General features: G+C 31.6%; 23 protein-coding genes and 2 riboswitches. Of the genes, 8 read left to right on the forward strand and 15 right to left on the reverse strand.

Annotation, left to right across the window (positions count from 1 at the left end):
* Positions 1-39 precede the first annotated feature (39 nt).
* Positions 40-173, reverse strand: a riboswitch (FMN riboswitch).
* Positions 174-369: 196 nt separating this feature from the next.
* On the reverse strand, positions 370-1,839 hold the full coding sequence (locus BK821_RS10875; protein ID WP_071331667.1) for an FAD/NAD(P)-binding protein: 1,470 nt from the start codon (positions 1,837-1,839) through the stop codon (positions 370-372).
* A 178-nt stretch (positions 1,840-2,017) separates the two neighbouring features.
* Between BK821_RS10875 and BK821_RS10880 the strand changes: the two genes are divergently transcribed.
* Positions 2,018-2,944: an osmoprotectant ABC transporter substrate-binding protein gene (locus tag BK821_RS10880; RefSeq protein ID WP_046836758.1), complete on the forward strand. Its 927-nt coding sequence runs from the start codon at positions 2,018-2,020 to the stop codon at positions 2,942-2,944.
* Between the two features lie 267 nt (positions 2,945-3,211).
* Here the strand turns inward: BK821_RS10880 and sagB are convergent, their stop codons facing one another.
* Together sagB and BK821_RS10890 are read right to left on the reverse strand one after the other, a co-directional pair.
* Positions 3,212-4,060 carry a peptidoglycan release complex glucosaminidase SagB gene (gene sagB / locus BK821_RS10885; protein WP_046836759.1) on the reverse strand — a complete coding sequence of 283 codons (849 nt, stop codon included), beginning with the start codon at positions 4,058-4,060 and terminating at the stop codon, positions 3,212-3,214.
* 161 nt (positions 4,061-4,221) lie between these two features.
* Positions 4,222-4,446 carry a hypothetical protein gene (locus BK821_RS10890; RefSeq protein ID WP_046836760.1) on the reverse strand — a complete coding sequence of 75 codons (225 nt, stop codon included), beginning with the start codon at positions 4,444-4,446 and terminating at the stop codon, positions 4,222-4,224.
* Between the two features lie 219 nt (positions 4,447-4,665).
* On the opposite strand from BK821_RS10890, the gene BK821_RS10895 reads away from it, so the two are divergent.
* Entirely contained in the window at positions 4,666-5,136 is a 471-nt protein-coding gene (locus BK821_RS10895; RefSeq protein ID WP_046836761.1) for a sigma-70 family RNA polymerase sigma factor, read from the forward strand.
* Positions 5,137-5,149: 13 nt separating this feature from the next.
* Positions 5,150-5,506 carry a competence protein ComK gene (locus tag BK821_RS10900; protein ID WP_256201631.1) on the forward strand — a complete coding sequence of 119 codons (357 nt, stop codon included), beginning with the start codon at positions 5,150-5,152 and terminating at the stop codon, positions 5,504-5,506.
* 75 nt (positions 5,507-5,581) lie between these two features.
* Here the strand turns inward: BK821_RS10900 and BK821_RS10905 are convergent, their stop codons facing one another.
* The 3 genes from BK821_RS10905 to BK821_RS10915 form a co-directional block, all read right to left on the reverse strand.
* Entirely contained in the window at positions 5,582-6,031 is a 450-nt protein-coding gene (locus BK821_RS10905; protein WP_046836763.1) for a hypothetical protein, read from the reverse strand.
* Positions 6,032-6,112: 81 nt separating this feature from the next.
* A complete protein-coding gene (locus tag BK821_RS10910; RefSeq protein WP_046836764.1) occupies positions 6,113-6,748 on the reverse strand; it encodes a pentapeptide repeat-containing protein in 636 nt (211 codons plus the stop codon).
* Positions 6,749-7,065: 317 nt separating this feature from the next.
* Entirely contained in the window at positions 7,066-7,779 is a 714-nt protein-coding gene (locus BK821_RS10915) for a transaldolase (protein WP_046836765.1), read from the reverse strand.
* A gap of 289 nt (positions 7,780-8,068) precedes the next feature.
* Between BK821_RS10915 and BK821_RS10920 the strand changes: the two genes are divergently transcribed.
* The 3 genes from BK821_RS10920 (at position 8,069) to BK821_RS10930 (ending at position 9,160) form a co-directional block, all read left to right on the forward strand.
* Positions 8,069-8,374, forward strand: coding sequence for a hypothetical protein (locus BK821_RS10920; RefSeq protein WP_046836766.1), 306 nt, complete (start codon positions 8,069-8,071; stop codon positions 8,372-8,374).
* 67 nt (positions 8,375-8,441) lie between these two features.
* On the forward strand, positions 8,442-8,807 hold the full coding sequence (gene crcB / locus BK821_RS10925; protein ID WP_046836767.1) for a fluoride efflux transporter CrcB: 366 nt from the start codon (positions 8,442-8,444) through the stop codon (positions 8,805-8,807).
* Positions 8,804-9,160 carry a fluoride efflux transporter FluC gene (locus BK821_RS10930; RefSeq protein ID WP_046836768.1) on the forward strand — a complete coding sequence of 119 codons (357 nt, stop codon included), beginning with the start codon at positions 8,804-8,806 and terminating at the stop codon, positions 9,158-9,160. Before crcB ends, BK821_RS10930 begins: the two co-directional genes overlap by 4 nt.
* Positions 9,161-9,296: 136 nt before the next feature.
* On the opposite strand, the gene BK821_RS10935 is transcribed toward BK821_RS10930, so the two are convergent.
* The 3 genes from BK821_RS10935 to metK all read right to left on the reverse strand — a co-directional run bounded on the left by BK821_RS10935 (position 9,297) and on the right by metK (position 12,494).
* Complete coding sequence (locus BK821_RS10935; protein ID WP_046836769.1) at positions 9,297-10,133, reverse strand: aldo/keto reductase; 837 nt, start codon at positions 10,131-10,133, stop codon at positions 9,297-9,299.
* Between the two features lie 168 nt (positions 10,134-10,301).
* Positions 10,302-11,210: a nuclease-related domain-containing protein gene (locus BK821_RS10940; RefSeq protein ID WP_046836770.1), complete on the reverse strand. Its 909-nt coding sequence runs from the start codon at positions 11,208-11,210 to the stop codon at positions 10,302-10,304.
* An 87-nt stretch (positions 11,211-11,297) separates the two neighbouring features.
* Complete coding sequence (metK, locus tag BK821_RS10945) at positions 11,298-12,494, reverse strand: methionine adenosyltransferase (protein ID WP_046836771.1); 1,197 nt, start codon at positions 12,492-12,494, stop codon at positions 11,298-11,300.
* A gap of 109 nt (positions 12,495-12,603) precedes the next feature.
* Positions 12,604-12,716: riboswitch (SAM riboswitch) on the reverse strand.
* Positions 12,717-12,871: 155 nt separating this feature from the next.
* On the opposite strand from metK, the gene pckA reads away from it, so the two are divergent.
* Positions 12,872-14,461 carry a phosphoenolpyruvate carboxykinase (ATP) gene (pckA, locus tag BK821_RS10950; RefSeq protein WP_046836772.1) on the forward strand — a complete coding sequence of 530 codons (1,590 nt, stop codon included), beginning with the start codon at positions 12,872-12,874 and terminating at the stop codon, positions 14,459-14,461.
* Positions 14,462-14,510: 49 nt separating this feature from the next.
* Here the strand turns inward: pckA and BK821_RS10955 are convergent, their stop codons facing one another.
* Positions 14,511-15,314, reverse strand: coding sequence for an alpha/beta hydrolase family protein (locus BK821_RS10955; RefSeq protein WP_177165134.1), 804 nt, complete (start codon positions 15,312-15,314; stop codon positions 14,511-14,513).
* Positions 15,298-15,774, reverse strand: a complete 477-nt coding sequence (ytkD, locus tag BK821_RS10960; RefSeq protein WP_071331668.1) for an RNA deprotection pyrophosphohydrolase — start codon at positions 15,772-15,774, stop codon at positions 15,298-15,300. Before ytkD ends, BK821_RS10955 begins: the two co-directional genes overlap by 17 nt.
* A gap of 60 nt (positions 15,775-15,834) precedes the next feature.
* Between ytkD and yidD the strand changes: the two genes are divergently transcribed.
* Positions 15,835-16,071, forward strand: a complete 237-nt coding sequence (gene yidD, locus BK821_RS10965; RefSeq protein ID WP_046836774.1) for a membrane protein insertion efficiency factor YidD — start codon at positions 15,835-15,837, stop codon at positions 16,069-16,071.
* Here yidD and menC read toward each other — a convergent pair.
* The 4 genes from menC to BK821_RS10985 form a co-directional block, all read right to left on the reverse strand.
* Positions 16,068-17,072 (reverse strand): o-succinylbenzoate synthase, encoded by a 1,005-nt coding sequence (menC, locus tag BK821_RS10970; RefSeq protein WP_046836775.1) that lies wholly within the window; start codon positions 17,070-17,072, stop codon positions 16,068-16,070. The genes yidD and menC overlap by 4 nt on opposite strands.
* Before the next feature lie 16 nt (positions 17,073-17,088).
* A complete protein-coding gene (menE, locus tag BK821_RS10975) occupies positions 17,089-18,474 on the reverse strand; it encodes an o-succinylbenzoate--CoA ligase (RefSeq protein WP_046836776.1) in 1,386 nt (461 codons plus the stop codon).
* Between the two features lie 874 nt (positions 18,475-19,348).
* On the reverse strand, positions 19,349-20,011 hold the full coding sequence (locus BK821_RS10980) for a phosphopantothenoylcysteine decarboxylase domain-containing protein (protein ID WP_046836777.1): 663 nt from the start codon (positions 20,009-20,011) through the stop codon (positions 19,349-19,351).
* A gap of 863 nt (positions 20,012-20,874) precedes the next feature.
* Positions 20,875-21,243, reverse strand: coding sequence for a YxeA family protein (locus BK821_RS10985; RefSeq protein ID WP_046836778.1), 369 nt, complete (start codon positions 21,241-21,243; stop codon positions 20,875-20,877).
* Between the last annotated feature and the right edge of the window lie 478 nt (positions 21,244-21,721).

Genomic DNA, 21,721 nt, shown 5'->3' on the forward strand with positions numbered 1-21,721 from the left:
CGCTAAATAAACACATAATAAGTGTTGTTTTGTTATACGTCATTCTTTCTCCCATCCAGACTTTACTGTCGGCTCTAGATTCACACTAGATCAGCCACATCTGTATCAACAAATGCAGGTCGCAGGCTTAATTTACTGCCGGTTGGGAATTTCACCCTGCCCCGAAAGAATATCTATGAAATTGTAATTGATGATTGAGTCAAGTAACCATTAAATAAGTTACCTAATTATAGTACTACATTTTCATGAAAATAACAATTCTTATTATCTAAGTCGGCTTTATTTTTTTATTAAAATTTTTAAAAATCGGAATTTATTATACATCGAAAAGATTATAACACTACTCATCTACACAACGAATTACCCCATTTATTTAGGATTTAACAATTGGTTAATGATAGTCACAGCTTGCTTAACTATCATAGTTACGCCATTTCGTGATTGATTGATGCCATTAGTCAATTGTCCTAAGGCATACATACGTTTTAGCGTTCCATACCTTGGACTTATAATTTGATTTGTCTCAGGCACAATTTGAATACCGCCAAGTGGATGCGCTTGAACAACTTGTCTGTTTTCCATATTTAAAACGAGTTGGTCATCACTATCAAGGTCTGAAAGTTGAGTTTTAGAACCTGTAGCGTTAATGACAATATCAAATTTTTCTACATCAGCCGCTCGATTACTATATTTAAAACAAAATTGCTTTTCATCATGATATACATCTTCTAAACCACTTTGTATTTCAATAATTCCATTTTGCAAATGATCTATAATTAACTTCGCCGTTCGTGGAGGCATAGGATTAGAATTCTCTTTCAATATCGCTTGATAATCCTTCAAAAACCTCTTTTGATCTTCACGACTAAAACTGTTCCATATCCAATTCAAATTTTCTTTCGCTAATTCTAACATACTTTGAAACTTACCCAACTCTTCTGGATGTTCTAAATCATATGTCAAATCTTTTATAGGATCGTTCACTTTTCGGTGTATTAATGCTCTTATGGGAATGTCATAACGTTTACAGTCCTTCAGAAACAAATCTAAAGCTGCATCTAATGGCACATTACCAAAGTTTTCGCTTTTAAGTTTATTAAAATGCTCAGGTGTTAAATACTTAAATTCAACATCAGGCATTTTTCCCCTTACACTGGGTAAATTACCTTTACGACTTGCCACTGTAATAGGTAATTGAGGATGATGTGTTGTCACATAGCGTATAACATCTAAGCTAGCTAAACCTGTTCCTATAATAGCAATACGGTCTGTATCTTCCACTTCATCTAAAGTATTATAAGTTGGATATGGTGTTGGTATATACCCTTCTGTTCCTTTGAGTTGATAAGGATCATGATAAGATAATGTTCCAATAGTTACAAAAACGACGTCGTATAAATTACAATCGGCCATCGCTTTTGACGTACAAACATAATAATTAACATCTGTTTGTCCTATATCAGATTCAATAAATATTTCAGATACTTCTTTTTTAATTACATGAATATTATCGTAAACTTGATTATACTTTTCCACGTAATCCTTCATGTAGTGTCCAAAAATGAATCGCGGTAAATATTCGGGATTAGAAAACTTGAATTCCGACTGCTGCTCATACCATTCATAAAACTCACGCTTATTATCTAAATTCAATGACATCTGAGCTGCTGGTAAATTAATTAAGAGTTGATCACTGTCATTTTGAAACGGTACGCCTTGCCCCATATTTTTAGGATTATCATATACATCTACTTGTATACTTGAAAATTCATCATATTTCACTAGTTCTTTTAATAAACTAACACCTGCCGTACCCATTCCAATAATCGCTACTCGCATTTTACACACCCTAACTAATGTTATTTTATATTTATTATAGCAATGTTTACTACTATATAACATTTTAATGAGTAACATACATATATCTACTTGCTGTTATAATATTTTGCTAAATATGGTAATCTTAAATTATTGTAATAAAATAATTATTTTTCAATTTAATTTAAGGGGACAAATAATGAGATTTCTAAAACGTAATTTATTTTTACTAATTATAAGCACGGTATTATTAGCAGGCTGCGATTTGCCAGGCCTAGGTGGAGGTCAGTCGCAGAAATCGGTTAAAATATCTGCGTTAGCTACAAGCGAATCTCAAATTATGGCTTATATGTTAAAAGAACTCATTGAACATGACACCAAGGGAAAGATAACGGGTTCTATCATTAATAACTTGGGTTCCGCAACCATACAACATAACGCCTTACTAAATGGTGATGCTGATATCTCGAGCACACGTTATACCGGGACGGATTTATCAGGAGTGCTTGAACAAAAACCTATTACTAATTCTAAAAAAGCTATGCAAATAACCCAAAAAGGTTTCACACAAAAATTTGATCAAACATTTTTTAATTCATATGGGTTTGAGAATACATTTGCTTTTATGGTGACTAAAGAAACTGCTAAAAAATATGACTTACATACAGTATCAGATTTAGAAAAAATCAAAAATCAAGTTAATGTAGGTACTGATACTACATGGATTAAAAGAGGGGGCGATGGGTATGCCCCTTTTAAATCACATTATGGTTTCGGTTTTAATTCGTTAAAACCTATGCAAATTGGTTTAGTATACGATGCATTAAAAAACAAAAAACTAGATGTAGCTTTGGGTTATACTACTGACGGTAGAATTTCGGCTTATGATTTAGTAGTACTCAAAGATGATAAAAACTTCTTCCCACCTTATGACGCTAGCGCAGTGGCACCAAACAAATTGTTAAAAAAACATCCTGAAGTAAGAAAATCTATAGAAAAGTTAGATAATAAAATTGGTACAAAAGAAATGCAAAAGTTAAATTACGAAGCTGATGGCGAAGGAAAAGAACCTGCAGTAGTGGCTAACGACTTCTTAAAGCAACACGATTACTTTGATCATGAATAAATCTTATTATTTTGATGAAATTGTTATCTTTTTATTTGAACGATAATTTAATGTAAAATATGTCCATAGATGAGGAAGTGATTATATGAAATTCATTTTAAAAGTCTTTATCTCCGCACTTATGCTATTCATACTTCTCGGACAGAAAAATAAAGCACAATAATTAAAACGCTTAGTAGCTATCAGTAACTACTAAGCGTTTTTTAATTATTACGAAATTGATAAAAAAGATTGATAGAACGTGTTCTATCAATCTCAAATTGCTTATTATTTATGTTTTTCATCATCTTTATATACAAAATACTTAAAATACTTACCTTCTGTTTTCATGTTTTTGTAGAAATCAGCCATTAAGCTAGCATTACTTTCTGCCCATTTGATATCGGTAGCATATTGATGTTCCCCAGGATTCTTAGGATTCCATCTCATACTATAAAGTGTATTTTGATCTTTATGCGATAAGAAATGTTCATGAATAAAGTTAGCGCCACCGCTAATTGCTTTTTCAGGTGTATCCCAACCATGCTTTTTAGCGTATTCTGCACCGGTATTGATTGGGTCTTCATCTAAAGCACCTACACCAAAGAAGTTATAATATTTTTTCCCATCAATTTCTACACCACTTGCCAGTTCACTTTTTGCTGAACCCGTTTCAAGTAACGCATGTGAAATTAAATATACTTCATTAACGTGTTTTTCTTTAGCTGCCTGTATAAAATCATCTGTATGTTTCAACAATGTTGGATTATCTATTAACATACGTTTTATTCTGTTTTGATCAATCCCTTGATATTTATCTAATTCTAAAAATTGATATTTTTGAGTATCACTGTCGATAAATGCTTTACTGTTCATCGCTTGTTTAATTTCAGTAGATGACGCATCTCTCCAGGTTTTATTATCTTTACTTGAAACTTGTTGACTCGTGTAATTATCAATTTGTTTTTTAGATGCTTTGTCTAAACTTACTTTAAGATTTTCTACTTTTTCTTGTTCGTCAACATCTTTAAAGAATATTTGATCTGAAATCATTGAAAAAACAATGACCGCAGCTACACCTAAAATTACCAATAAACCAATAATTGATAATATTGAGCCTTTTTTATGCTTCGTCATTTTCACACCTCGTAGGTAAAAGTTAAGAATGCAACCTCAGCGACTATGTATATTACGTTAAGGCTATCCGATTATAAATTCTAACACTAAATAGATGAACGTACAATTTTATACAAATGTTGTTACATATTCATAAAAAAAGTAATGAAATTTTAATTTCATTACTCTTGACTTTTATTATAATCCATCATAATAAAACTTGCAGCTTGTGATCTATTTTTATAATAATAACGATTTAAATCAATTGTGCCTTCTATTTCTCCATCTCGATACATCATTTCTTTTGTCATGTTATTAATCATCACAAAATCTGATTTGTCTTTAATCATATCTAAATCATTGTGTTTAGCAAAAAAATGTTCTAAATTCAAATGTGCGTAATCCATATAAACCTCCTGAAAATTGTCCGAAGATAATAATATACCTCTAAATTGCTATATATTTAAGTTGAATACGCGTTAGTGTTATAAAACTTAAAATGTTATCTATCTATGTCTCCTATTTAACACCTAAAATTCAAATTTAGCAAATGAAAATTTTTAATTCCTAAAATAAAATGATTATATCCGGAAATTCATGTTGTATATATGACGTTGGAGATATAAATGCTTTTTGAAAAATGCTACAAAAAACATAAACACATTATTCCTTATCTGTTAAAAAAATACAATATTAAGTATAATAAGGATGAATTCGCTCAACTCTTATTGATACGAATGTGGGAACTATTTTACGATTATAACCCTACAAAATCAATGGCAATGTCTACTTTTCTATATCGTAGATTGAATTTTTACTTGATTGACCTTTTAAGAAAAATACCACAAGCCCAACATTTGACATTCGAAGAACACGAGCACCAAGTGTACTTTAATTTTCAAGATTATGAAAATCGGTTAATTCAACAAAATTTCTATTCCTCACTAACATCAAATGAAAAACAATGGTTAACTTTAAAAGTTGAAGGTTATAAACAACATGAAATAGCCGACATACTTCACTGCTCTCTTTCCACTATAAAAAATTATCAGAAACGTGTCAGATCAAAATTTAATGCATATTATCATAACTACTGAGGTGATCTTTCAAATGACCCCTATTGCAAAATTATTATATTTCAAATCAGTCATTGGTCCAGAGAATCTTACTATTAGCCAGTTTACAACGCATCAATTTACCTACCCCTCAACTATAAATAACACTTTACACTATTTTTTAGAAACTCATCAAAAATCCTATACATTACAAATAAAACAAGCTAGACAAATATTGAAAATACGTAAGTTTGTACCTATCTATGTCAAAAAGTATATTATTTTATTTCCACTAAAAACACAACGTGCACCTATACAATACTATATTAACGCTCATATGATTACTGGGTTAAAATCTCAAGGTCCACAAACAATCATATTCTTTGAAAATGGATTTCATATCACAAATTGATTCTAGTTATATGTTTATATATAAAAAATGGCAAGAAAGTTTGACCCTTTCCCGCCTTTTACAATAGTTAAATATTTAAAGTGCTTTATTATGCTTGTACTCCAACAATTTTTTAGTGAAATAGGCAGTCGCAATTTTGATTAAATATAAACTTACTACAATCAATAATAACGCGCCTACTAAAGTTAATATCACTGTAATCGTAGATAGTTGTACTTCTGGCTTCACAAAATATTGTACAGATGTAAGACTAGTTAAAAATCCAAATAGAAACAAACCAAGTAATATAATATAGGAAATTAAAATACCTATGAGTAACGCAAATAATTGTGTTGTTGATACTACTTTTTCCTTAAAAACATGTGTTTTTAAAAATTGATTAGAAAATGCAATGGGACGATTTAATTCCTCCCCATCTTTTTCGTCAATCGCTTGCGTAAGTACATCTTCTAATTTATTTTTTTCTTTTTTATTTAAAAACCACAATTGTTTCTTAACCTTCTGCTTAAAAATATTAACTTTCATCAAATGTCTCCTTTAATGCTTATACTTTCAATACTTAAACAACGTTATTTAGGTTTGATAATTTAAGTCTTGTTGTCAAAGTTAATCTTTGACGACAAGACCCATGAGTGTAGCAAATTGTACTGCTTGATCTCTAGAAACGATACAGCCAAATAAATCCTCTTGATTAACTACAAATGACTCAAAATATGATTGGCTTAAATCACAATCTTTTAACGCGGTTTGATAGACGGATAAATGTTCTAAATTTGTTTTGTCAAATACAACTTGCTTTAGCTTTGAACTAAAGAGTTCTGCATTTTCTAAACTACTTTTTTGCGTTTTAAAGTTAGTTATTTTTGAATTAGTAACACTTATAAAATCTGCTTTCACTTCATCAAATAATACGTTTCCAAAACGCATGTAATTAAACCGAGTTCCTGTCAAACGACAATTTTTAAATATCGCACGATGAATAGATCCATGATCCATATTCGCATTAGAAAAATCACAATTCTCAAAAATAACATCTGTAAAATCAACACGACCTAAATCTGAATTAGAAAAGTCACAATCCTTAATACGAGAAGCATAGACCGCAAACCTTTCTAACACTTGATTACTTAGACTGGAGTCATGAATTTCGGCCGATTCAATTAAATCTTCATCTTCATCAAAAACATCTAGAAGTGTTTGGTTTTTTAACGTTGTGGCAAGCTTAGGTTGTTGTAATATCATAGTGTATCCATTGCTCCTAACTATATAAAAAACTAAGACTCATTATTAGATTAGTATTTATAAATATTTAACTTTATGATTATTTTTAGTGCTAAAAACGAAGTTGTATATAGTATAGCAAATATCATAACCCATGATATACACTCATTTGAATTATTTTAAAAGCTTTTTTATTCTTATAGTTATTTACACATTTATTTTAATGATGAATCATTACGTAAAATAAGCTGTTCAACATAAAGATAAACAAAAACTGAGACAATTCAATTGAATGAATTGCCTCAGTTTTTATTTATGTGCTATAAATGACTCAACTATTATAAAATTGATAATCCTGAACTTTGGATATCTTTTGCAAATCCTTGAACTGTATCAACTGATAACTCGTTAATATCGCGACCCAGATTTGTATTTACTTTTTTAACAACGTCAGCAGGACAAGTAATAATGTCAGCTCCAACTTCATCCGCTTCGATAACATTAATTACTTCACGACAGCTTGCCCAAAGTAATTTCACACCGTCTTTGCTATGCGTTACTTCTGCTGCTTCTTTCATTAATGGAATTGGATTAACACCAGTGTCAGCAATACGACCAGCGAACACTGATACATATGTTGGTACACCTTCAGTTACAGCTTCAGTAATTTCTTTAACTTGCTCTATTGTATAAACAGCAGTTACGTTTAAACGTACATTATCTGCTGATAATTTTTTAATTAAAGAAATAGTTGATTCACCTTTTGTGTTTACAACTGGAATTTTCACAAATACATTTTCACCATATTGTTTTAAAATTTCAGCTTCTTTTTCCATTGTTTCTAAATCATCTGCGAATACTTCAAATGAGATAGATGCATCTGGAATTTCACGAACAGCTTCTTCAGCGAAAGCTTTATAATCCGTAACGCCTGCTTTTGCCATTAAACTAGGATTTGTAGTAAAACCATCTACTTGTTTATTTTTATAAGCCGCTTTCATTTCTTCGATATCTGCACCATCTGCAAACACTTCAACATTTAACTTTGCCATTACTAATTCCTCCTGACTAAAATAAATAATTCTATTAAGAATTATTTTTATAACGGTTTAATTAACCATACACTCCATTTATACCACCAATATTATTTAATTTCTAATCTTTTGCTTGAATTGTCAAAATTTTTAGAGTAAAAATAAACAATTATTTTGTTAAAATGCATTTTTCTAGTTTAAATTTTCATAAGTTAAAACTATTTTAACTACTATTAAATTGTAAAATTCGTTAATTTTTTGTAAAACTATGGTATTATTATTTAATGAATTGCACTAGGAGGTAAATATGGCACGTTCAAAACTTTATTTTTATTTGTCTACTTTATTAATCATTATTAGTTTTTATTTTAATACTAGAAACCCTCTACTTAACATGCATTTTAATTCAATAATCAAATTAATATTTGTTTGTAGTATTATAAACGCTATTATTTTAATAATTTCTATTATTTTTGCAGATAAATCAATTAAACATCTTCATGAAAAGTCAGGCTGGGTTAGCAAAGCTAGCAAGTGCTTACCTTTTGTTTTATTAATCGTTATAATAATTCATATTGTGGCTGCACTATCGACGTTTGGCATCATTTTCTAATCTATACTACATAAGTTAAAATACTTGTGTAGTATTTTATTTTTCATTGAGAGGAATCATCTAAACAATGCAATATTTATACATCTTTATCGGAGGAATGATAGGTGCCTCAATACGATACGGGTTATCATTCTCTAACCACTATATTCATTTCCCTTTTGGTACTTTTATCGCTAATATTTTAGGTGCATTTTTAATGGGATTTTTGGGCACTTTAACAATAAAGTATTTCAAAAATAACCCATTGCTTAAAAAAGGTATCACTACAGGTTGCCTTGGCGCTCTCACAACATTTTCAACCTTTCAATTTGAACTTATTCATTTGTTAGAACAACAAGCTTATCTTACATTATTTATTTATGCATTAAGTAGTTATGTTTTAGGAATCATTGTTTGTTATATCGGTGTGAAAATGGGGGCACGTTTATCATGACACAGCTTTTATTAATCATGTTAGGTGGCGGTATTGGTGCAGTAATAAGGGGCTTTATTACTAATCTATGTACTCAACGTTTTAATAGCGATCTGCCTATTGCAACGCCTATTGTTAATATTTCGGGTAGCTTTCTCATAGGATTAATAATGGGCATGATGCTAAATGTAGACTGGATTCAATCCTTTGTAGTTATCGGGATACTTGGTGGATTAACCACTTTTTCAACTTTATCTTCTGAATTAGTTAAGTTATTGATTGATGATAAAAAAATCATAAGCTTTATTATTTATTCCGTAATACAATACGGCGCTTCATTTTTGGCATGTTTTGTAGGATATACACTATTTTAAATACGAAAAATGGTCAAGCCGATTTTTAGAAATTTGCTTGACCATTATATTTTCTATGACGTATTCATGTACTTAACATAAAATAAGGCACTTGTGTAGTTATCTTTCGAAATAACATACTTTACAAACTTAAAGCTTAATGACCATTGTAACCGATTGGGTCTGGTCCAATTCTTCGGTCTTCATTTAAGCGATCTAATTGTTCTACCTGTTCAGTCGTTAACGAGAAATTAAAGACATCTAAATTTTCTTCGATTCTTGAAGGTGTTACTGATTTAGGTATAACTACAACACCATGTTCAATATTCCAACGAATGATTACTTGTGCAGGTGATTTACCTGTTTCACTAGCCACAGCTTTTACAGTTTCATCATCTAATATTTGAGCGTTCATAAGTGGCGACCAAGATTCAGCATGAATATTTTGAACTTCTAAATACCTTCTCAATGATTCTTGTAACAAGTATGGATGGAATTCAACTTGATTAATTACAGGTTTGATTGAAACTTGTGCTAACAAAGCTTCAAAGTGTTCTACATTAAAGTTACTCACTCCAATGTTCTTCACTTTATCTTCTTTATATAAATCTTCCATACCTTGCCATGTATCAATCATTAAAGCCTCATCTGTGCCCGGCCAATGCATTAAGTATAAATCTAAATAATCTAAGCCTAATTTTTTCAAACTTGTTTCATAAGCAGTAGCAACATTAGTTCTTCCATAATCAGCTAACCATAATTTAGATGTAATAAATAAATCACTTCTATCTAATCCTGTCGTTGCCAAAGCCTCAGCGATGCCTTCCCCGACTTTCTCTTCATTATCATAAATCATTGCAGTATCAATATGTCTATAGCCACTTTCAATTGCATGCTTTACTGCCGCTTTACACTGCTCACTATTTTCTACACGAAATGTTCCTAATCCTACAATCGGCATTTCATTGCCATTATAAAACGTTATATTCTCCATTAAAAAATCCCCTTTTTCATCAATTAAATACTATATTAATTAAAATACCCTATCATATAAATTAAAATGCTTATTTATTTAAAATCCCTCTTTTTACTATAAATAACACTCAAAAAAATTTACTTTCTAAAAAACCCTTATGACTTTTGTCATAAGGGTTTTTCTATTCTAATTAAATGATTCTATTTCATCCATAATACGTTGTAAATCTTCCACTGTATATTGAATACGACCGTGGAATACAAACTTATTAAAGAATTCATCAAGCTGTTCAGGCCCAACTAGTACTTTTGAGCTTGAGCTTTGTGCATAATTAGAAATTGTGACTGCACCTTCATTCTTCGGATTAAAGTACAAAATAGTGGTAGGCGCAAATTTTAAATTCAATTCTGTTTGAATATCACCAGCAAGTTTTTCTATTTCATTTAAGTGATCAGAATAATTAACAAATGATAATGAATTTTTATCTTCGTTTTGATCTAATACAAGCGTTTGTGGTGATTGTTTATCAAGGTCAAGTGTGTCAAATACTTGTTCCATCATAGGCTGTTCTTTAAATTGTCCAGCACTAATGCCATTATAAACATGCCCTTTTAGTAATTGAGAATCGATTATATATAGTCCTGTACGCGTAAGTACTAAATGACTGATTCGTTGTACATCACTAAACTCATTTTTAGGTAAGAAAATATTTGCCATGATATGCATATCTTCAGGACGAATTCTCTTTTCATTTACAAGACGTTCACGAATGCCAATCAATCTCATATCTGTTACATATTCACTATGGTTTTTAGAAAATAATTTTAGCGCATCAATTTCTCTATTTTTAGAGCTTACAGTTGCGGTATATTCTTCTTTTTGTTTAGTTACCGTTTTTTTATTTTCAATTCTTTCTTTTTCTAATTCTTCTTCATGTTCATCGCTTAATTTTTTCTCTCTCGCTTTATATTGGTCTTCTACTTTTTTCTGCGCTTTCTTTTTACTTTTTAAAGCAACAAAAAATAATATTAAACAAATAATAGCCACGATGATTGCCACGATCAAACCAATTTCTAACGGTCCAAATGAATTCATAACAATAGCGCTCCTTTATATGTTCAGTAACTTTATTATAATCGATAATCGCTCTTCATACGATAAAAAAGTATTCTATTACTTTTATTATGCATTAACAGAATCTTTCAGTAAATTTACTTTATCTAATTTTTCCCATGGTAATAATACATCTGTACGACCAAAATGACCGTAAGCAGCCGTTTGTTTATAGATTGGATGTTTCAAGTCTAACATTTTTATAATACCTGCTGGTCTGAGATCAAAATGGCTTCTGACAGCCTCTACTAAACTATCTTCGCTAACTTTCCCAGTACCAAATGTGTCAATAGAGATCGATACAGGCTCAGCCACTCCAATTGCATAAGCAAGTTGAACTTCACATTTTTTAGCCAAGTCAGCAGCAACAATATTTTTAGCTACATAGCGGGCAGCATACGCAGCAGAACGGTCCACTTTTGTTGGATCCTTACCACTGAAACAACCGCCGCCATGACGCGCATAACCACCATACGTATCCACAATAATCTTACGACCAGTAAGTCCTGCGTCACCTTGAGGGCCGCCAATCACAAATCTACCTGTAGGATTTATATAGAATTTCGTTGCTTCATCTAATAAGTCTTGTGATACAGTTGGATAAATAACATGTGCTTTAATATCAGCTTGAATTTGTTCTAACTCAATATCTTCAGCGTGTTGAGTAGACACTACTATGGTATCAATACGACGCGGTTCATCATGTTCATCATATTCTACAGTTACTTGCACTTTACCATCTGGACGTAAATAATTTAATGTTTCATCTTTGCGAACATCAGATAATCGTTTAGCTAACTGATGTGATAAGAAGATTGGTAACGGCATATAAGTATCCGTTTCATTTGTAGCGTAACCAAACATCAAGCCCTGATCTCCGGCACCTGTTGCTTCAATTTCTTCTTCTGAAACATCATTGCGATATTCTAAAGCTGTATCAACGCCTTGTGCAATATCTGCAGATTGTTCATCAATTGCTGTTAATACTGCCATTGTTTGACTATCATAGCCATATTTTGCACGTGTATAACCAATTTCTTTAATCGTTTCTCTTACGACTTTGGGAATATCTACATAAGTTGAAGTTGATATTTCCCCTGAAATTAATGCCATACCTGTAGTTACTGTTGTTTCACAAGCTACACGCGCATTAGGATCATCCTTAAGTATTTCATCTAATATTGCATCTGATACTTGGTCAGCAATTTTATCTGGATGCCCCTCTGTTACAGATTCTGAAGTGAATAATCTTTTATTGTAAGTCATAATTTGCTCCTTTAGTTTTAAATTACGAAAATTCTCTCTCTGTTGAGCTAAATAAAAAAGGCCTTCATCACTATATTAAATAGAGAGAAGGCCCTTATACGTCCATTCGCTCTTATCGTTCAGACGCTATTTGTCTGCAAACGGTTTGGCACCTTTCTTCGTATTAAGAAGAGGTTGCTGGGCTTCATTGGGTCCATGTCCCTCCGCCACTCAGGATAAGAGAATCCGTTAATCCCTATAGTACAGAATCTCTGATATATTGTCAATTTAACATTTATTAAAATTCCTTCTAAAATGGTGTGGACTAATAATGCATATGTGTTATACTTTTTAATTGTAAAGGCTTACATTTAAAATTAACTATGGAGGGATTCAGTATGGCGGTAGATACATACACTTATACAAATAAAATTGACAGCATTTTAGGGAAAAGTTCATCATTATTTCAATTGTCGACGACTCAGTTATATAACAAAATTTTGAATAATAATGAAGGCGAACTCACTGAGTTAGGTGCCATAAATGCCAAAACTGGGAAATATACAGGACGCTCCCCTAAAGATAAATTCATCGTTACTGAACCGTCTTATAGAGATGCAATTGATTGGGGAGACATTAATCAACCAATTGAAGAAGAAACATTTTTAAAATTATACGATAAAGTTTTAGCTTATCTTGATAAAAAAGATGAATTATATGTATTCAATGGATACGCAGGTAGCGATGTAGATTCGCAATTAAAACTCACTGTCATTAATGAGTTAGCTTGGCATAACCTATTCGCGCAGAATATGTTTATTCGACCTAATTCATACGAAGAAGCATTAGATATTAAAGCGAATTTCACAATCGTTTCAGCACCGCACTTTAAAGCTGATCCAACCATTGACGGTACGCATTCTGAAACGTTCATTATAACTTCGTTTAAACATAAAGTTATTTTAATCGGCGGTACGGAATATGCTGGCGAAATGAAAAAAGGCATCTTCTCAGTAATGAACTACTTACTTCCTAAAGACGACATCATGAGCATGCATTGTTCAGCTAACGTTGGTGACAAAGGTGATGTCGCATTATTCTTTGGTTTATCTGGAACTGGAAAGACAACACTTTCTGCTGATGCTAATCGTAAACTTATTGGCGATGATGAACATGGATGGAATGATAACGGTATCTTTAATATCGAAGGTGGATGCTATGCTAAAGCCATTAATCTTTCATATAAAAAAGAACCACAAATATATGATGCCATTAAGTATGGGACAATTTTAGAAAATGTAGTGGTCGACGAAGAAGGCGATGTTGATTTCGACGATAACTATTATACTGAAAACACAAGAGCTGCTTATCCTATTAACCATATTGATAATATTGTTACACCCTCTAAAGCGGCACATCCTAACACAATTATTTTCTTAACCGCCGATGCTTTTGGTGTATTACCTCCGATTTCTAAATTAACTAAAGATCAAGCGATGTATCATTTCTTAAGTGGTTTCACTGCCAAACTAGCGGGTACAGAACGCGGTGTCACTGAACCTGAACCTTCATTTTCAACTTGTTTTGGTTCACCTTTCCTACCGCTTAATGCTAAGGTTTATGCAGATTTGTTAGGTGACCTTATAGATAAACATGACGTAGACGTATACTTAGTTAACACTGGATGGACCGGTGGTAAATATGGTGTCGGCCGTCGTATTAGCTTAAGTTACACAAGACAGATGGTCAATCAAGCAATTACAGGTGAATTAAAAGAGGCAGAATATATTAAAGATGATATGTTCGGACTAAATATCCCAGTCTCTGTAGAAGATGTACCGCAAACATTACTCAATCCAATTAATGCTTGGAATAAACCAGAAGCATATAGAGCACAGGCACAAGACTTAATTGACCGTTTCAATTATAATTTCGAAAAATTTGGAGAAGACGTAGAAGATCTGGCTATCAAAGGCGGCTTCAAATAAGTCTAATCATAAAAAACATGTACTACTCATTTTGGGTAGTACATGTTTTTTATATTTTATTATTTAAATTATAATCGTTTTTAATACTTTGTTGTTCAACATCCGTCATCCATTGTTTTACAGTATTAAGCGCCTTATCTAATGCAAATGGCTTAGGTACATGTCCTTCCTCCATTTGATAGAATGTGCGATAAGTCGCGCCAATTTTATCTAATTGCTCTGCTAAATAATATGCTTGGTGGATACCCACTTGATGATCTTTTCCGCCATGAACGATAAGTATGGGCGGACTAGATTTTGTGATTTTAGATATAGCATCTCGTTGTTGGTAAGCCTCTCTTTGTTTTTTTGGATGGCCCACCATACGCTTAAGCATCCCTCTCAAATCTACACGTTCTTCATACATTAAATAGATATCAGGTACACCGCCCCAAATAGTATAACTTGAAACCGGTAAATCTTGGAAAGTTAATAAACCTTGTAATCCACCTCTAGAGAAACCAATCATATGTATATGTACATTCGGATATTTATGATTTAAGATACGAATTGCTGAAGTGACATCGTTTAAATCTTTCCCATAAAATTCATCTTTACCTTCACTGCCATTGTTGCCTCTATAGTAAGGTCCAAAAACGAGTGTTTGCTCATTCGAAAATTGTAACAGACGACCTGTTCTTACTTTTCCTACTTGACCCTTTCCACCACGCAAATAAATCACAATGCGTTTGACTTGTTGCTTTGGCGTCATTAACAATCCTCGTACATGTAAACCATCTATTTGATACGTTACTTCTTCAAAAATGTGAGTAGGTACATCTACAGGCATACGTTTTTTATTGATAAAATCCAAGTTCCATCACTCTCTCTAAGCATTGTAAAATTGCTGCATCCTTTAACAAATAACTTTTTTGTTCATTCGGAATATCATCAACTGAATCGAATAATAAGGGCCCGTTTGTTTCAAAATAATCACTTTTTGTATGAATTTCATTTACTACAGCCATATAGACATCTTTAGTAAAACTTGTACCATTCGTCCTGTCGACACAATATTGGGCGATGTAATAACAATTTTGCATTGTAGCGCCTGTCTCTTCAAATAGCTCCCTGTTTGCAGCCACAAGACTTGTTTCTCCCTTTTCTACTTTCCCACCTGGAAATTCAACGCCTCGTATGTTGTGTTGTGTAAACAATAATTGCCCCTTATATTCAGGAAGGATTAGAACGTGTTCACCATTAGCTATATCATTATCGTCTTTATACGTTAAATATACATTGTCATTTTCTTTATCTATAAACTTCACGTTCATCACTCTTCCTCTAATTATGTTAAACTAATTATGCTATTTTATTTGTTGGAGGCAAAAACTATGAAAACATTGTTTTTAGGGCTAGTTCGTTTTTATCAGCGCTTTATTTCACCAATGACACCTGCTTCTTGCCGATTTTATCCCACTTGTTCTGAATATACAAGAGAATCTATAGAAGTTTATGGTGCCTTTAAAGGAACATGGTTAGGTGTTAAGAGAATTTCAAAGTGTCACCCGCTTCATAAAGGCGGCTTCGATCCTGTACCCTTGAAGAAAAAGAAATCTGACAAAGACTAATAAATTCGCTCCATACGCACAGTATTTACTGTAGGAGGTTCAAAATAAATTGAGCCTCCTTTTAATATACCTGCATTTTCAACAATATCTCTTTTGAAATAGAATCCTTCTGGCGTAATATCACTTGGATAATCTGCGTATTGGGCTAACATCGCAGTAAAATATCGACTTAAACCATATTCATACATCCCGCCAATGACCACTTTAACTTTGTAGTTTTTTAAGATATTTATCATTTCAAACACTTTATCAATACCACCCAATCTGAATGGTTTCAATATCACTACATCTATTTTATATTTACTAATAGCATCAATAATTGCTGATTGAGTGACTGCTTTTTCATCTATTGCTACCGGCGGCAAAACTGTAGGCTGAAATCGCTGTAGTTGTTCTAAATGTTTAAAAGGCTCCTCAATATAGAGAATATCGTATTGAACTAATGCTTTAAACTGATTTATTCCCTTTTCATCGATAGATTCATTAGCATCGACCACCAAGTCCACTTCAAAAGGTAGATGCTTAATTATTTCTATGTGCTTTAAAATATCAGATGTCCATTTAAGTTTAACTCGTTGTGGGCGGGTGTTTATTAATTGCGTTAAATTATATTCAGACAACCCGCTAATTGTAGCCCCATAATCAACGTTAAATGTGGTCAATTTATGAAATGCTTGATACACCGCCATCATAATCATGCTTCTCGTTGCTGGGTAATCATTCAATTGATTGAGTGAATGTTGTGCTTCTGTAAAACTCTCGAATGTTACATCTTTATATTGTTGAAACCATTTTATCGTTTGTTGTTGCACATCTGTAATGGTTTCTTCAGCATACCAATTTGTTTCAAAAGCATTACATTCTCCAAAATAATGTAGTGCTTCATCTGTAATTACTTCAACAAATAATGATTTCCTACTCTCCATGCAGACCTTTGGCGTAATAATAGGAGATTGAAAAGGCTCATTATATGCATACAAGTGTATAGCACTCAATTTCATAAAGCATTCACTCCTATCATTTCATACGACTTCTTTGAAGTTTACCTGTTGAAGTATAAGGCAGTGTAGATACACGTTCAAATCGCTTCGGTATTTTATACTTAGCAATGTTATCTTTAAAATGCTTTAGTAATTCTGTTTTAGGTATTATTTCATTTGAAATATAATATAGGCATGGAACCTCGCCCCATTGCTCATCTTTTATACCAACACACATTGCATCTTCTATACTATGATATTGCTTAGCAACAGTTTCTATTTGATATGGATATATATTTTCCCCACCGCTAATAATCAAATCTTTTCTACGATCATATACCATGACATAGCCTTCTGCATCAATTTCTGCGATATCACCTGTTTTAAAATAGCCATCCTCAAAGGTGTCACGTTTATTCTCAGGATATAAATAACCCTTCATAACATTATCACCTTTAATCAGTAATTCTCCATGCCCCAATTCATTTGGTTTAGCAATTTTAACTTTTACATTTTCACTAGGCTTCCCAACCGTGTCATAACGCTGCGCTAACATATCCGGTGAAGCAGTTAAAAATTGTGAACATGTCTCTGTCATACCAAATGAATTATAAATAGGTAAATGATATTTAAGTGCTTGTTCAATGAGCGAACTCGATAACTTTGCGCCACCTAGTAAAATTTTTTCAATGTGGAAAGGTTGGTTCATACCTGTATCCATGAGCCATTTTAAAGTTTGTGGTACAAGCGATACATGTGTTGGTAATTCCTGTTTTATAATAGCTAACATCGTATCCGCATTAAACCTCGACTCAATGCGTACTGTAAAACCTTCAATTAACGCTCTAAGTATAACGCTTAAACCTGATATATGATAAATTGGCAATACAGATAACCATTTAGTACTTTGATTAAAGCCAAGGGTCTCTTTACAACCTAATGCACTCGCATAATGATTCATAAATGTTTGTGGCACTGCTTTTTGAGGTCCAGTAGTACCAGATGTAAACATAATAGAAGCGATACTGTTTATTGAAAATTGTGCAGTAAACACCTCATCATTTACCTGTACTAGTAGATCCGAATACGCCATCACATTTAGATCCTCTAAGTCTAATTCGTTCATAGCAATGATTGTATCTACGTCTACAGAGTTCATTTGTGCTAACATTTCAGATTTAGTTAACCTTGTATTTAGCATTGCAATTTCTATACCTGCTAACCATGCAGCATTAATCAAAATGACAGACTCAATCGAATTATCGATATATAAACCTATTCTATGTTTCCCAAGTTGCGAGAGTACACGAGCAAGCCTTGATGCCTGTGTGTATGCTGATGCAAAAGTAACATTGTTTTCCCCATCATCTATAAACACACGCGCTCCGTTTAACTCTGCTTGTTTTTTTAACCAAAATTCCACGCAAACATTCCTCCATCTCACATTTTATTATAACGTTTTTAATATTATTTGACAGTGCCTAAGCTCTTTTTTTATAGAAGTATCATAAGTTAAACGGTAATTATATTTATTACTATGCATAGACTAGAAATATAGTATTTTCACTTTTTATCTAAACATTGTTCTACTATAATTTTGATACTCTATGTTACTGTTAAGTTATTAAATTATATAGAAATCTGCCGCTATATCAAATGAGATAAACATATTATTTTTAAAAGTGAAGGGGGTATTATGTTAATAAATAGAATTGATCATTTCGTTTTAACAGTATCGAGCATTGAAAACACTATTCATTTTTATAAGACATTTTAGAAATAAAAGTCATTTGATAGTTTACACCATAAAGATCATATTTTAAGCCCTACCTCACGTCATCTAACGCCTGGATCAGCTAATCTTTATTTAATATCTGACACGCTGATTAATCAAGTTATTTCACATTTCAATACACATAAGATACATATTGAATTACGCTCTGTAACTAGAACACGTGCTGAAGGATATACCTTATCAACTTAAGAAATCCGGATAGGAATCTTATAGAAATATCAAATTATATAGACTAACTATTTAATCATTATTTTCAACATATCGCATGATAATTCAAAAGAGCTACAACCTAATGAATAAGTTGTAGCTCTTTTATGTATCTATATTATGTAGAAATGAGTGAGCTAGTGCCCTGCTAACTCATAATTCATAATACACTATATTTTCTGAAAATAAAAATATATGTAAGATTAGTTAACATTTTTATCGTAAATCATTTAAATATTACAGCAGCTAAATATACATTTCACTTTATATATTAAATCACGGTTCTACTTCTTTACTATGAATTAAATTTTTCATTTAACAATTTCGAGAGCTGCTGTGCTGTTTCTTTTTTATTATGTGCTTCAATAACATCATTTTCTCTCGTTATGATATGATGATGCACTCCATGATTTTTCAAGGAGTTTGCGTGATTAGCAATCATTACATCCACATCTGACGATTTCATTCTCTTAAGTGCCCTCTCTATAATATCCTCAGTTTCTAATTTAAAACCAACTACAAATAGATCATTCTTCCATTCTTTAAATAATTTAAGGACTTTAGGCGCTTTTTTCAAATGAACAACAGGAACAATATCACTACTTATCTTATTGTTATTATCTAATATTTCACCCGTCTCCTTATCTTCTATGTAATCAAATATCCAATCCGAACCAGCAGCTGACATAATCACTACGTCAATATCGTGTTGCAAGATAATCGCTTTAGCTTTGTCTCTTAAATCTACTATCCCTAAAAATGTCTGTCTATCTTTAATATTATCTAGAGGATCTGGTTGTTTACTTGTATAACCAGACAGATAATATATATTAAAATCATAGTTTGACAGTTCATTAGAAAGATATGTTCCAATGCTGCCGGTAGCCAAATTTGTATGGCCCCTAACGTCATCCCATTTTTCTATACAACCACCAGTAATAATTAGTATGTTTTTCATCGTAGCACCTCATTATTTTAAATACTCCATGGTAAATCATAGCATAAAATATTTCTTGATAAGACGATATTTTAAATCAGCTAACAAAGTTAACCCATTTTAACAATTAAATATATAAAAATTATTCACATACTACTGATTTCAATCTGTAATCAGAACAAAATATCATTTAGTATAAGTAAATAAAAAAATAGATGCCACTAAAGTGACATCCATCATAGTCTTACAAAATAGAAAAGGTAATGCAACATTATCAGAATATTCTTATTAATTCAATTGATAATTAAATAAATCTACAACTTGTTTGAATAAGTTGTAGATTTATTTATCTAACTATAGAAGAAAGTAAGTGTGTTAGGCTAACTAAATATAATTATAATACATTTTATTAAAAAATAAAATATGTGTTAAGAAAATTGACAAACAATATATTTCTTTTTAAAAATTAATTTTCTATTAAAGCGAAGAATATTCATAAGTAATTATCTTTGTAATTTTTTTCTCATAAGAGATAATATGTAGTTTAACCAGATTACTATTATACAAAAATAACCACCCCGAAGGGTGGTTATATCTGGGAGTTGTCTGAACGCACACCCTAAGGCATGCATTAGACCCACTCTAATGGCAACACCCTAAGGTGTGCTCAATTATATTAAACTATAAGTGATAATTTGTAAACAACCAAAAGAGTTTCTTTTATTAGCATCACTTTTCTAGTGTGAAATGAAATTAATACTACAATATCAAAACACTATAAATAGCATAAAATAACCTTCAATAACTACTATGAATGGCTTTCAAATGCGTTACTTAGTTAAACATTCATAACAAACCACTATATGTTTAGTTTTTAATAACGATCATTCGATCTCTTTTAAAGCTTTTTTTGGTACCTCATTCTTTTTAACTTCTTTATAAGTCTCAACATGCGCGCCTTTATGGATTATTTTCATGTACCTATCCACTTTTAATTTTTCAATTGCGGAAAAAGTTAAAGTCCTACCTTCTCCTTTCGCATTATAAACTTTCTGTGTATAACTCGCTCTATTATGATCAAGTATTTCATCTGGATTTTTCGTTTTTATATAACTATTTTCTTTTTTGACAAATGGATTAAGTTGATGGAATATTGCTACTGCCTCTCCAGATTGATTTCTATTATTTGAAACCAAATAAAGACTCGTTACAATTACAGCTATAGCTATAATTATAATTATAAATTTTTTCATTTTCCGCTCCCTTTCTTGTATTACATTAAGTATTCTAGCAAAGGAACCATACGTCGTATACTTACAATACTGTCACTTTTTTGAAATATAATCATAAAATTACCCAATCATTGACTAGCAGAGATAGCTTATGTAACTTTATTAAGTTGTAAAAACAAGATAAATATATGACGGCGTCTATCTTATCAGTATAAAAATAGCAAGTACATTTATACTAATACCTTGCTCCTATTATTTTCATAATTTAACTTTTTATATTTTGAGTTGATTGTCTATAGAAATACACAATATATTATAAAATCTTCTTCGATAAATAATTCATATGCTATATCCTTTTTATGCTACGCTTTTATACTTTGATTAATGTTAAAGAACTAGAAGCCCTAATCAGTATATCGTGCATAAATTCTATATCAACGATAAAGTTACTTTGATATGTAAATGACAAATTTTTATAAAAGTCTGTATAAAGAAAAAA

Origin of the sequence: Staphylococcus sp. LCT-H4 (genome assembly GCF_001866145.1) — a bacterium.
Lineage (GTDB): Bacteria > Bacillota > Bacilli > Staphylococcales > Staphylococcaceae > Staphylococcus > Staphylococcus succinus.